Source organism: Nocardia wallacei (assembly GCF_014466955.1).
Lineage (GTDB): Bacteria > Actinomycetota > Actinomycetes > Mycobacteriales > Mycobacteriaceae > Nocardia > Nocardia wallacei.
Genome location: NZ_AP023396.1, coordinates 1,728,716 through 1,741,275, shown reverse-complemented (window position 1 = coordinate 1,741,275; position 12,560 = coordinate 1,728,716). Strand labels below are relative to the sequence as shown.

Here is a 12,560-nt window from a genome sequence, read left to right as displayed (position 1 = left end):
TCCGTCGCTGGGTGGCGCCGTTTCGCACTGCCTGCTTCGGCATTGCCAGTCCACCCATAAGCCCTGATCGACGGGAATGATCGCGACCAGGCAGCTCCGGCAGATGAACCGCCCGGGTGTGGTGCCCACGCATTTCGGCGGAATGAAAGCGGTCTCTGCGAGGCTCGGAGCGACCCGTAAGCCCTGCGCAATTGGGTGCGCCGCGCCGCGGTCGACACCGGCGGCGCCGAAGGCGTGTCGACGGAGGCAGCGAGGGAGATTTGCCAGCTGCACCGCACGAATAGGGAATCCGAGGAACGATCGGAATCCGCGAAGCGGCAACATCTTTCTTCGTGCGACTAGCGGCCGCGATAGCAGTGGCTGATCGTGCGCGGCAAGAAGGTCGGCATGACCAAACCGAACCAGGCCGCGTCGAGAGCGACCGACCTGGCGGACCGGCAGTTTCGGGTTCTGGCGCAGAACACGCGGCTCATGGCCGATTCACCTACATCCGCCTGATCACCGATGTTCGTCTACCGCGTTCGTCGTCGATGCCTACGCCGGCTGCGTCCTCGGCTCGGAATGCTCGACCAGCGAAGACGCCACGTTTGCGGAGAAGGCGATCCGGCCCGCGGTCGCTCTGCGGGCTCGCGAAGGTCTTCCGGTCGGTGGAGCGATACATCATTCCGATGTGAGGTCTCGATACACCGCAGTAAAACTCGTGGAAGCACTGGCGGTCTCGGATCTCCGACGGTCGATCGGGTCGGTCGGGTCGGTCGGTGACGCCTACGCCAACGCGTAGGCAGCAACCACGATGCGGCTCCACACAACCGACGCGATCCCCAGCGATTCCTGTTTCGGCGCCGATCCGCTCACCCGGCTCGACGACGTCGAGCTCCTCAGCGAGGACTGAGTCGGCTGGTTAAGTCCCGAATCGTGCACTGCTGGGGCTGCAACCATCGGCCGAACACGAGACGGGCTGCTATGCACTGAACGTCGCGCAATCGGCTGAGGGTTGGGCAAAACCGGTGCATCGAAGCAAGAGCGGGTCAGCCACCGCTGAGCCGGCCTACGCCCCACGCACTGCCGCGTAGCCATCACCCAACAGACCGTGGCCTCAGGCCGAGCCGGCGAGCAACAGTTCGTCCCGGTTGATGTGGAGTTGCTGCGTGATTGCCCGCTTACTGAATACGAAGTCGCGGGGGCGGTTGATACAGTCGGCGGCAACGAGCTCGCCGGCGCGGAGGTAAAAGCAGGTGAAGTCGCGGTCCCCGGATGGGTCCCCGCTGAGGACGACTTCGTCGTATCCGGTGTTGAGGCCGGCGATCTGGAGCTTGAGATCGTATTGATCCGACCAGAACCACGGAAGCGCCGCTATCTTCCTGGACTTCCCGTTGATGGTCGCGGCTGCGACCTTGGCCTGCTCGCTGGCGCTCGGCACCGACTCCAGGCGTATACGGCGGCCATAACGGGCCATCCGGTGACTGGCGCAGTCCCCAGCCGCGACGATATCGGGGTCCCAACGCTCGCAGGGAGGCGGCCGTCTCCAGTCCGATGTAGCCGCCGCCGACGATCACGGCCCGCCGCCCGGGGCGGGCAGCGGCTCGGATCATCTCGACATCGGCGGCGGTGCGTAGGTAGTAGACCCCTGCCAGATCGGCGCCCGAGGTGGCGAGCCGACGAGGGCGGGCACCAGTGCACAGCGCGAGCTTGTCATAGGGCAATGCGTCGCCAGTGCTCAGTGCGAGGCGACCAGCCGATCGATCGATCGCCTCTACTGTCGCATCCACGAGTTTGATTCCCTGCTTGCGATAGAATTCCGCGCTGCGGATCGCGAGCTCGTCAATTGTGCTCTTCCCGGCCAGATAGGCTTTCGACAGCGGAGGGCGTTGATAGGGTAGAGTCGGCTCCTCACCGATGAGGACGACCTCGCCCGTCCACCCATCCTGGCGCAGACTGGCCGCGAGTTGGACTCCACCATGGCCGGCCCCGACGATGAGAGCTCGCTGTACACTCATACGTCTGCCTTCGGAGTGAGGCGGACCATCATCTTGCTGATGCCCCGCACGAAGTTGGACTGCACGTACTCGGGCTCCCCCACGACCTCGATATTCTCGAAGCGAGGAAGCAGCTCCTCCCAGAGGATCCGAAGCTGCAGCTCGGCCAGCCGGTTGCCCATGCAGCGGTGGACGCCGAAGCCGAAAGCGATATGGTTGCGGGCGTTGGACCGGTCGATTATGAACTCGTCCGGTCGTTCGAACACGCGCTCGTCGCGATTGCCCGAGGCATACCACATCACCACTTTGTCGCCCTTGCGGATGAACTGGCCGTTCAGAATTGTGTCTGCCTTGGCGATCCGGCGCATGTAGGCCAGCGGAGTTTGCCACCGGATGATCTCCGAGACCATATTGGGGATCAAGCCCGGGTTCGCCTTCACCTTATCGAACTGGTCAGGGAAGCGGTTGAGTGCAAGCACACCGCCGCTCATCGAGTTCCGGGTCGTGTCGTTGCCACCGACGATCAGCAACAAGAGGTTGCCCAAGAACTCCATCGGGCGGTCGATCAGATTTTTGGTGTTCTCGTTACCCTGCAACATGGTGATCATGACCCGTCCCCCATGGATGCGACCAGCCGGAATTAGAGTCTCGTTGGCCCTGATCAGGGGTTAGAAGGGACTATGGGAACCATGGCTGGACGGAAACGGCATTCCGCGGAGGACATCGTGCGCAAGCTGCGGCGCGCCGATGAACTGGCCGCGGAAGGCTTGACCGGCGAGCAAATCGCCGCTGACCTGGGAGTCTCGGCGGCGACACTCTATAACTGGCGTCGCCAGTACGGCGGCATGGACACCGACGCCGCCAAAGAACTCAAGGAACTGCGGGAACAGAACGCCCGATTGAAGCGGCTACTCGCCGACGCGGAACTGGAGAAAGACGCGCTGCGCGAGATTTCGAAGGGAAAATTCTAGGCCCAGCGGCCAAGCGCCGCGCCGTGGACATGCTCAGCGAGGTCATGGGCATGTCGCAACGGTTCGCGTGCAAGGTCGTTGGGCTCGCTCGGTCGACATACCGCCGGTGCCCTGCCACGCAAACACCGGCAGACCCCGACGCCGGGACGCGGGCGTGGCTGCGGAATTATGCGGCCAAGAACCCGTGTCATGGGTTCCGCCGGGCCTGGGCAGTGCTGCGGTTCGACGAAGGCCACCGGATGAACATCAAGAAAGTCCACCGGCTCTGGCGGGAAGAAGGTTTGCAGGTGCGGGCGCATCACCCGCGTAAACGGGCCGGCACCTCGTCGGTGCCGGCGGTGGATGCGGATGCGCCGAACGTGGTGTGGGCGCTGGATTTCCAGTTCGACTCTACCGTCGACGGGCGGGTGGTGAAGATCGCGTCGATGATCGACGAGCACACCCGCGAATCCCTACTGCACCTGGTCGAGCGGTCGATCACCGGCGAGCATCTGGTCGCCGAACTCGAGCGGGTCTTCGCCGTCCACGGGGCGCCGAAGGTGCTGCGCCTGGACAACGGGCCGGAAATGATTTCGGCAGCACTGCAAACATTTTGCCGAGACCGGGTCGGGATCTCGTATATTCCGCCGGGTACCCCCTGGAACAACGGGTACGTGGAATCGTTCAACCGGCGCCTGCGCGTGGAATGCCTCAACCGCAACCACTGGACCAGCCTGCTCGAAGCGAGGGTGGTGATCGCGGATTTCAAGCACGAGCACAACCACCGGCACCGGCATTCGGCGCTGGGCTACCGCACCCCGGCCGAGTACGCTGCGGCCTGCACCCACACCCACCACCCCGTGGGCTGCGACATCAACTGAACACCGACCGAACGACACCGACTCTGAAACCGGGTGGTCGCGTTATCGGGGACTGGCCAAATTATCAATCCTGGACGAAACTACATAATTAAACTCCGGCAAAAGTTTGCCCTAACCTCCCCGATTCGCAAATACAACGGATCTCGAATCGACGACCGTCAGGGAATGTAACACCCTCTGTCGAATCATAATAATATCGATCGCGAAAATACCGTGACGTCGAGAATAAGGAATCTCCATGGTGAGCGCGTACGTAGGCCCGGGGAACGATGCGGATGACGACTTGGCATCCGAACTCCCATCACTGCCAGCACCTTTGAAGGCGGGCGACCGTGCTGTCATCTACCTACGTGTCTCATCGCCGGGGCAGTTCAAGACAGACTACGACCCGGAAGGCATATCGATTCCCGCTCAACGTGTCGCCTGCCAGAACAAGGCAAATCAACTCGGCCTGACCATCGTCGACGAATACATCGAGCCTGGCCGGAGTGCGACCGAAATGTCGAAACGAGTCGAGTTCCAAAAACTGCTCGCTCGAATTCGAAACCATCAAGACGTCGACTACGTCATCGTCTACAAACTGTCTCGTATGGCCCGAAACCGGTTCGACGACGCCATCGTCATGGCCGACCTCCGCAAGCGAAACGTCACCCTGGTCTCCGCCACTGAATCCATCGACGACTCGCCGGTCGGCCAGCTCATGCACGGCATCCTCGCCACCTTCAACGAGTACCAGTCCCGCGAGTCCGGCGCCGACATCTCCTACAAGATGGGCCAGAAAGCCCGCAACGGCGGCACACTCGGCCGCGCCCGGCTCGGGTACCTCAACATCTTCGACCGATTCGACGGCCGCGAGATCCGCACCATCGGCGTCGACCCCGAACGCGCACCGCTCGTCCAGCTCGCGTTCCAGCTGTACGCCACCGGCGACTACACCCTCGACGAACTATCCGAGGAACTCTACGACCGCGGACTGCGCACCCGACCGACCCACCGCCACCCCGCCCAACGAGTATCCAAAAACAAGCTCTCGACGATGCTGCGCGACCGCTACTACCTCGGCTACGTCATCTACAAGGGCGAGGAGATGCAGGGCCGACACGAGCCGCTGATCGACGAGAACCTCTTCGACAACGTCCAAGAGATCCTCGAATCCCGGACCAACGCCCACGAACGCCGACGCGTCCACCACCACTACCTCAAAGGGTCACTGTTCTGCGGACGCTGCCAGCGGACCGGGACCGTCGGGCGGATGATCATCCAGCGAACAACCAACCGACACGGCAACGAATACCTCTACTTCTTCTGCCGCAACAAACAGAAGGGCACCTGCAACGCGCCACACATCAACGTCGCCCTTGTCGAAGACGCCGTCGAGGCGCACTACGCGACGATCCGATTCCGCAGCGACTTCATCACCAGCATCCGCAACCAGATCGCCGAAGCCATCAACGCTCAAGAGACCGCCGACCGACTCCTCCAGAAACAACTGACCACCGAACTGCAGGCACTCGACGCCCAGGAAGAGAACCTCATCGACCTGGCAGCCGACGCCACCCTTCCGCAGCCCAAGATCAAAGCCAAACTCCGCGACATCGCCCACCAACGGCGACGACTGACCGAACGCCTGGCAACAACGACCGAAGACCTGTCATCCAGCGCCCGACTCATCGACGCCGCGCTCACACTGCTGGAGAACCCCCAAGAACTGTATCGCCGCTGCAACGAACACCAGCGCCGCCTGTTCAATCAGGCAATCTTCCAACAGCTCTACATCGACGACGAGCAGATCAACGGCCACCGCCTGCACGAACCCTTCGGACAGCTACACGCCGCCCAACGGGCACAAGCAGGAACATGCGGCGCAACCCGGCACAAGACAAGCCGGGATGCTCCTGAATCAGGCAACTCCCGAATGAAGGGAGGAGTAGGGGTCCTACTCCAGGGCGTTCATTCAGCCCCGGGTTCTAGTAGTGACCCTATGGTGGAGCTAAGGGGACTCGAACCCCTGACCCCCACACTGCCAGTGTGGTGCGCTACCAGCTGCGCCATAGCCCCTTGTTCAGTTCTCGCTTGCCGGGGGTTTCCCTCCGGCCTCAACGAAGTTACACCACGGCTGCTCACGGGTCCAAATCGGCTGGATGGAAGGGGTGGTAGAACTGGTGTTCGAAGAGTAATGTCGAACACATGTTCGACAGCGGAGAGCTTCAGGCGATGAGTGACGAGGGGCTGATCGATGCGCTGCGGCGGGCACACGGGGCGGCGGCGTTCGCGCAGGCGGCAGAGGTGCTGGCGGTGCGGGAGCTGTATCGGCGGCAGGAGGAGACCGAGGAGGGCGGGGAGTTCGCGGCGACCGAGGCCGCGGTGGCGGTGCAGATTTCGGAGCAGGTGGCGGCGGCGCTGATCGATATCGGCCTGGCGTTGGACGGTCTGCCGCGGACGCGGACGGCGTTCGGGTCGGGGCTGATCGACCTGGCCCGCGCGCAGGTGATCGCGGACAACGCTCGCGACCTGCCGCCGGAGGTGTTGGAAGAGCTGGAGCCCAAGCTGATCGAGGCGGCAACGCGGTCGACGCCGGCGCGGTTGCGGCAGACGGCGCGGCGGTGGGTGGCCAAGCTGGATCCCGAGGGCGAGCGGCGGAGGCGCGAGCGCCGCGAGAACGACCGCGACGTGCGCGTCACAGCGGTGCAGGACGGCATGGCGGTGTTCGACGGGCTGCTACCCGCGGCGGGAGCGCAGACCGTGGCGATGCGCCTCCGGGAGATCAGCCTGCAAGTCTGCGAAGCGGATTCGCGGACTCTACCGCAGCGCCGGGCCGACGCCCTGGTCGCGCTGGCGGACGGCTCCGGGCGCCTCGACTGCGAGTGCGGCCGGGGTAGCGAGTGCCCGGCCGCTGGTGCACCAGGCGCCGCACCGCGCAGACCGCTGATCCAGATCGGGGTCCCGGCCGACACGCTGCTCGGCGGCGGCACCCATCCGGCGCTGCTGGCCGGATACGGCCCGCTCGACGCCGAACTCGCCCGCAGAATCGCCGAGTACGCGCAGTTCGAGGTGATCCCGGAACGTCCCGACGACCCGACCACCACCGCGGAGTCGATGCGGGAGGTGCCGTCGCCGTGGCTGGCGCGGGAGGTCCGCGCGCTCGACGGCGGCTGCCGTTTCCCAGGGTGCACGATGCCCGCCGCGGAGTCGGAGCTCGAGCACATCGAGCCGTTCGACATCGCCCATCCCGGTCGCGGCGGCGGCACGGTGATGGCGAACCTGGCCGTACTCTGCCCACGCCATCGACGGCTGAAGTCGTTGGTGGACAAAGGAACACTGCGGTGGCGATTACACCACCCGGACGACGACCGACTTCGGTGGACCAGCCCGACCGGCGACGAGCAGACCACGCTCCGCGAGGGCGCCCGCTACCTGTTCCCGCACAGCGACGCGGAGGCCCCCGATCTCGACCTGTCCTCGCCCACCACGACTCCGGATCGACCGCACCCTGCCGTCATCGACCTGACGTACCCGATCGAGCACCCCGTCGCCCACCGTCCGCTGTCGACGGTTTCCCCCGAGGACTACCACTGAACACCATTCACCGGGCGCACCCGGTCCATCACCGACCCCCGAGGACACGGCAAGTCATGGAACACCCGGACCGTCCTCCGGCACCGACCGTCATCGACGTCGGCGTGGAACGCGAACGCATCGCGGCCCTGGAACAGATCCGCCGACGCCTGGAGTCCGAGCTCGACAAGGCCGACGCCGGGTGCGGCTACGCCGCCATGGCGGCCCAACTGCGCGACACCATCAACGCCATCGCCGACGCCCGTAATCGAATCTACGAGACGCTGCTCGGCGACGAGCCCGAGCCGCCCGACCCCGGATAGCCCGCGAATCGTCCGCAGCCTGCGCGGGCACACCGGGATCCCACCCGGGCGGTATGGGGATTCCGCCCGGGCATCGGATCCGGCGAGGTCATGCGCGTGAGCGCTGCATCGCCGTACGAACCTCGCTCTCACATGCCTGCTCGAGAGCGGCGAACTTGTCCGACCGCCATTCGATCGGCATCGTGAGCGTGGCGTCGATATAGAGGTTCGCGTCGTAGACGACAAGGTGCACCGAAGCCGTGTAGGTCGTCGAACTCACCCGGAGGGGGCCGGAGTATGCCCGCCCGGACGAGGATTGGAAGGCGCTCTCCCCCAGATCATCTCGAAAGCGGAAGGCCGAATAGTCCCAATCCTGGAAGTCCTCCGGCAGGGCGATCGGGCGGGAGTCGTACACCGAGCGAGGACTGTCGTTCGGTTCGAAGACAAAGACCAGAAGTGTGAATTGCAGGCCGCGATCGGGAACCTCGGCGACGCAGTCGAACGGTCTGGGGTAATTTCTCGGCCTCAGCACCGCGGCCGCGCCGGCCACACGTTCCAGCGCGGGCAGATCGATGAGATCGCAGGGATATCCGAGGCTCTCCCGGTACGTCTGCCGCTGCCCGGCGAACGAAGGTTTTCCGGGCAGGAAAGACCCGGTGTCCCGGACCACCGCTACGTACGCCGCGACGACGACAGCGACGACCAGGATGATCACCGAAAGACCCGCGAACGACCACGGCATCGAAACAAGGTGACGCGCAGACCTTTTCGTCATCGGAGGCGCTCCCAGACCGTCGTGGCCTGGTGCTGACAGACCGGCCCGACCTGCACGGTGGCGTCGGGCAGCCGAAGAACCCACACCTCCACAAACAGGTTGTCGTCGAGAATGCCGACGACGCACTGTCGTGAGTCGAGGACATGGAAGTAGGAATGCTCGCCCAGTCCGAGCCACCCGACGCTGGTCGCGTCGAGGAATCCCCCCGCCTCGCGCGCCGCATCCGCACGCGCCTTGTCGTACATCGCCTGGGGACTGTGGCCGTCGTTCACCACCCTGGCCAGCACCGACAACACCGTGGCCGACGAACGCACCCGGCAATGGTGGCTCGAGTAGGGTTGCGACGCTCGCGATTCGGTGTGCGCGGGCGGCAGTGCGGGACCATCGGGCATCCCGAGGTCGATCAGCTCGCAAGCATTGCCGATCCTGCCCGCGGTGTAACCACCCCCGGTCCCCCAGGACGGCACGGTGACAACCACGGTCACCACAGCCGAAGCCACCACACACACCGCAGTGACGATCCAGGGCAACACCACTCGCCACGTCCGCCGCCCGGACGAGGCGCCGACCGGTGTCGCGTTCCACGGTGTTTCGGTCCCTGCCGTCGCTCCCGTCGCGAACCGCACGGCGATTTCGGCTGGAGGAGAAGCGGGTTGGGCACCCGCGACCGCCGCACCGCCGAACAGCCCGACCAGAGCCGCTGCCGTCGGACGATCTCCCGGTTGCTTGGCAAGGCAGCTCGCGAGGACATCGCGCAGTCCGGCCGGAACCCACGCGAGATCCGGCTCCGCCTCCACTACCCGCTGGGCGATGACGTCGTCGGATCCGGATCCGAAGGGCGGGTTGCCTGTCGCGGCATAGACCAGCGTCGAGCCGAGCGCGAAGATGTCCGCGGCGGGGCCGACGTACTGTCCGAGAACGGCCTCGGGAGGACGCAACAGCGCCGGACCCGCCGACTCGTCGGTCAGCACCGCGCCTCGTGCCGTCAGGCGCACTGCGTCGGGTCCGACGCGCCCATGCACGCCACCTCGGTCGTGCCGGACGGCCAGGGCCTGCGCCGACCGCAGCGCGAGGTCACGCACCACAGGCTCGTCCAGTGGCCCGTGTGCGGCGACGACTTCCCGCAGGGTCGGTCCCACAGCCACCACCCCCGACGCCGACTCGACAGACTCCGCGCGAATGGTCGACCCCACGGCCTCCGCCTGCACGGTCGACCCTGCGGCTTCCGTCCGAGTCAGTGCCTGCGTCGATCCCACGGGCGCTGTCCCCGCCCCCACAACCTCCGCCCCGTGCCCCCGGACCACCACGGTCTTGGCCACCATGTCCGCGAACGTGCGCCGCTGCTCATCGATCAGCGGCCAGAAGAATCCGAGATAGCACGGAAGGGCGTCCACCGTGTGAGCGAGTTGGCGGAGGAACGCCCGGCCGACGCCGACCGCGCGCCCCGTTCCTGGATCGATCAGGCGCTGACCCGTGACGAATTTCCCGAGCGTGCGCCCCGTCAACCCTTGCACCACAACGGTATTGACCAGGCTCAGTAGTCCGACGACGAGCAGCATCGACGCCACCAGCCACCGCGTCACGGTTCGGGACCGCTCGATCGAGGCGGCATACCCGAGCGTGCTTCCGGGACGGCCCATCACCTCCGGTGTCAGCCAGGGGTGCAGGATTCGCGCGACGACGATGCCCACCGCCAGCAGCACCCCGACCAACAGCAGATCGATGACCGCCGACAACACCCGCACGGGCCACGAGGTGTAACGAAGGCCGACTTCCGACGTCACATTCCCAAGTCCATCCAGTCCGTCACATGCGAGAGGCGATGCGGGCGTGGCGGTTCGGCCCCGCCCCTCCCATTCGTAGCAGACCGGTGGCCCGGGATCCTGTCGAGCAGCGGGCCGGGCGAAAGACTGGTGATTTCACCGATACGAGTTCGGACGAACGACCCGGGCCGGATTCACCCGGCGACCTGAGCCACCCACTCCTCGTTGTTGACGTCGATCTCCTTCGTGCCGTCGACTACGGTCGGCGTCTGCACCCGCTTCCCGCCCAGCGCGGCCTTCAGCGCCGTCAGCGCCGCCTCGGCATGGTTGCGCGCGGAGTCGACCCGCTGTCCCTTGCTGATGCACTGCGCGACGTCGTCGGGTGCGCCGGCCTGCTCGGCGAGGGCCGACAGCTTGTCGTTGCTCAGGTCGCCGCCGTTCTCACCGGGCTGCTCGGTGGTGAACAGCAACTCGTGGAACTTGGAGTACACCGGGCCGTCACCGTAGTCGGCCACGCACTCGCTGGCCGCCACCGCGCGCGACGAGTAGTCCTTGCTGCCCGAATTCGAGTCGAGGAAGTTGACCAGCCGGTACCGCACGGCCAGCTTGCCTTCGTCGATCTTGTGCGCGATCTCCTGGCCGTAGAGGTGTTCCAGCGACCCGCACGCGGGGCACAGCGGGTCCTCGTAGAGGTCGATGGTCTTGGCGGCGTCGAGCTTGCCGAGCACGATGGCGCCGTCGGAGTCCAGCAGCGCGTGCACGCCCGGATCGTGTACAGGCCCGTATCCGTCGTCGCGGACGCTCGGGCCGCTGTCGCTGTTCCAACGCACCACCAGCACCACGATCACCGCGATCACCACCAGAGCCACGGCACCGAGGGCATAGCTGGTGCGGCTCGACATCGGCCGCGGCGTGTACTTCGATCCGGAAGAGGAATTCACGGGTCCACTCTGCCAAAACACCCGCGACCGCCCGAATCGGACGCGCGCCGATACGACGCAAATGACCCATGTGCGACACGCCGCGTCAGCGCGTGCCCCGCACCCGGAACCGGATCCACGACGGCCGGGCGGCGCAGCGGCTCCGGCACCGCCGCCCAGCCGACGGCGGCCACCACCAGCAGCGCACCCGTCACCGCCAGCCCCCAGCCGAACGAAATCCGTTGCGCCAGCGCGCCGACCAACACCGGCCCCAGCACGGTGCCCAGATCGGCGGCCATCTGGAAACCGGCCAGCACGGGCCCACCGCGACGATCCGGTCCGATGATGTCGGCGACGGCGGCCTGCTGTGACGGCGTGAACATTCCCGAGCCGAGCCCGGCGACGCACGACGCCACCAGCAGCCAGCCCAGATTCGGCGACAACCCCAGCCCGATGGTCCCGGCGGCGCACACCAGCGTGCCGGTGATCAGAAAAGGCTTGCGCCCCAAGCGATCCGACATCCGGCCGGAGACGAACAGCACCGCCGCGTTCCCGGCCGCGAACGCCGTCAACACCACGCCGGCGGCGGCGCCGGATTCCCCGAGCACCTCCACCACCAGCAGCGGCACCAGCGCCATCCGGACCCCGAACACCGCGGCCCCGTTCGCGAAATTGGACCACAGCACCGCCCAGTAGGCGGGCCGCCGCACGGCTTGGCGGAAGGTCATCACCCGCACCCGGCCGGGCGCCTCGGGCGCCGCGAGCTGCGAACCGCGCAGGCTCCAGTACACGACACCGCTGGCCGCCAGCAGCGCCACCGCGTAGATCACGAACGGCATTCGCAGCCCGAGCCCGGCCAGCGCCCCGCCGACCAGCGGACCGCCCAGCGATCCGAGCAGGAAACTGGTCGACCACAGTCCCGAGACGCGCCCCCGTTCGCCGGGCGGCGACAACCGGATCACCAGGCCCAGCGACGACACCGTGAACATCGTCGAGCCGATGCCGCCCAGCGCCCGCAGCACGATCAGCTGCCAGTACCCTTGCGCCAGCGCGCACGCCCCGGTCGACAGCGCGACGATCAGCAAGCCGCCGAGATATACCGACCGCTCCCCCAGTCGTTGCACGAGCCGCCCGCTGACCGGCGCGAACAGCAACCGCATGAGCGCGAACGCGCTGACGATCGCCGACGCCGCCGCCACCCCGACCCCGAAGCTGCGCGCGTACTGCGGCAGCACCGGCGCCACCAGCCCGAACCCGAGCGCGATGATGAACGCCGCGCCGATCAGCACCGAGATCTCGACCGGTAATCGCCCCGGTCTCCTGCCGCTCACCCGACCTGCCCTTCGCTCACGCACCACTACAACCCGCGCCGGTGGGCACCGCTTCCCGCAGCGCACCGATGAATTCGCCGCGCCGGTCCCGTCCTTTCGAGAAGGAG

10 protein-coding genes, 1 tRNA gene and 3 pseudogenes are annotated in these 12,560 nt (G+C 66.2%); 5 read left to right on the top strand and 9 right to left on the bottom strand.

Annotated elements, in window-relative coordinates; genetic code table 11:
• The first annotated feature begins 366 nt into the window (after positions 1 to 366).
• Positions 367 to 498, top strand: a complete 132-nt coding sequence (locus tag NWFMUON74_RS36520; RefSeq protein WP_255220970.1) for a hypothetical protein — start codon at positions 367 to 369, stop codon at positions 496 to 498.
• Between the two features lie 598 nt (positions 499 to 1,096).
• Here the strand turns inward: NWFMUON74_RS36520 and NWFMUON74_RS08075 are convergent.
• Both NWFMUON74_RS08075 and NWFMUON74_RS08070 read right to left on the bottom strand, forming a co-directional pair.
• Positions 1,097 to 1,997: pseudogene (locus NWFMUON74_RS08075) on the bottom strand (NAD(P)/FAD-dependent oxidoreductase).
• Positions 1,994 to 2,584 (bottom strand): annotated as a pseudogene (locus NWFMUON74_RS08070) (cytochrome P450); the annotation flags it as partial. The pseudogenes NWFMUON74_RS08075 and NWFMUON74_RS08070, both read right to left, overlap by 4 nt.
• Positions 2,585 to 2,665: 81 nt before the next feature.
• On the opposite strand from NWFMUON74_RS08070, the gene NWFMUON74_RS08065 reads away from it, so the two are divergent.
• Positions 2,666 to 3,807 (top strand): IS3 family transposase gene (locus NWFMUON74_RS08065; protein WP_086007605.1). Its coding sequence is split into 2 segments (ribosomal slippage): positions 2,666 to 2,933 and positions 2,933 to 3,807, totalling 1,143 coding nucleotides; the frame shifts between segments, so codons are not numbered across the junction.
• Between the two features lie 238 nt (positions 3,808 to 4,045).
• Positions 4,046 to 5,134 (top strand): annotated as a pseudogene (locus tag NWFMUON74_RS36835) (recombinase family protein); the annotation flags it as partial.
• Here NWFMUON74_RS36835 and NWFMUON74_RS35900 read toward each other — a convergent pair.
• From NWFMUON74_RS35900 to NWFMUON74_RS08055, 3 genes are all read right to left on the bottom strand, one after another.
• Positions 5,015 to 5,410, bottom strand: a complete 396-nt coding sequence (locus tag NWFMUON74_RS35900) for a hypothetical protein (protein WP_054814856.1) — start codon at positions 5,408 to 5,410, stop codon at positions 5,015 to 5,017. The pseudogene NWFMUON74_RS36835 and the gene NWFMUON74_RS35900 overlap by 120 nt on opposite strands.
• A gap of 48 nt (positions 5,411 to 5,458) precedes the next feature.
• On the bottom strand, positions 5,459 to 5,608 hold the full coding sequence (locus NWFMUON74_RS35620; protein WP_195061857.1) for a hypothetical protein: 150 nt from the start codon (positions 5,606 to 5,608) through the stop codon (positions 5,459 to 5,461).
• Between the two features lie 181 nt (positions 5,609 to 5,789).
• Positions 5,790 to 5,865: transfer RNA gene (locus NWFMUON74_RS08055), tRNA-Ala, on the bottom strand.
• 129 nt (positions 5,866 to 5,994) lie between these two features.
• Between NWFMUON74_RS08055 and NWFMUON74_RS08050 the strand changes: the two genes are divergently transcribed.
• A complete protein-coding gene (locus NWFMUON74_RS08050; protein WP_187687318.1) occupies positions 5,995 to 7,383 on the top strand; it encodes an HNH endonuclease signature motif containing protein in 1,389 nt (462 codons plus the stop codon).
• Between the two features lie 56 nt (positions 7,384 to 7,439).
• Complete coding sequence (locus NWFMUON74_RS08045; RefSeq protein WP_187687317.1) at positions 7,440 to 7,685, top strand: hypothetical protein; 246 nt, start codon at positions 7,440 to 7,442, stop codon at positions 7,683 to 7,685.
• Between the two features lie 88 nt (positions 7,686 to 7,773).
• Here NWFMUON74_RS08045 and NWFMUON74_RS08040 read toward each other — a convergent pair whose 3' ends face one another.
• The 4 genes from NWFMUON74_RS08040 to NWFMUON74_RS08025 form a co-directional block, all read right to left on the bottom strand.
• On the bottom strand, positions 7,774 to 8,406 hold the full coding sequence (locus NWFMUON74_RS08040) for a hypothetical protein (protein WP_187687316.1): 633 nt from the start codon (positions 8,404 to 8,406) through the stop codon (positions 7,774 to 7,776).
• A 29-nt stretch (positions 8,407 to 8,435) separates the two neighbouring features.
• Entirely contained in the window at positions 8,436 to 10,223 is a 1,788-nt protein-coding gene (locus NWFMUON74_RS08035; protein ID WP_187687315.1) for an RDD family protein, read from the bottom strand.
• A 173-nt stretch (positions 10,224 to 10,396) separates the two neighbouring features.
• Positions 10,397 to 11,104: a DsbA family protein gene (locus NWFMUON74_RS08030; RefSeq protein WP_187689017.1), complete on the bottom strand. Its 708-nt coding sequence runs from the start codon at positions 11,102 to 11,104 to the stop codon at positions 10,397 to 10,399.
• Between the two features lie 35 nt (positions 11,105 to 11,139).
• Positions 11,140 to 12,453, bottom strand: coding sequence for an MFS transporter (locus NWFMUON74_RS08025; protein ID WP_232110911.1), 1,314 nt, complete (start codon positions 12,451 to 12,453; stop codon positions 11,140 to 11,142).
• Positions 12,454 to 12,560: the final 107 nt, after the last annotated feature.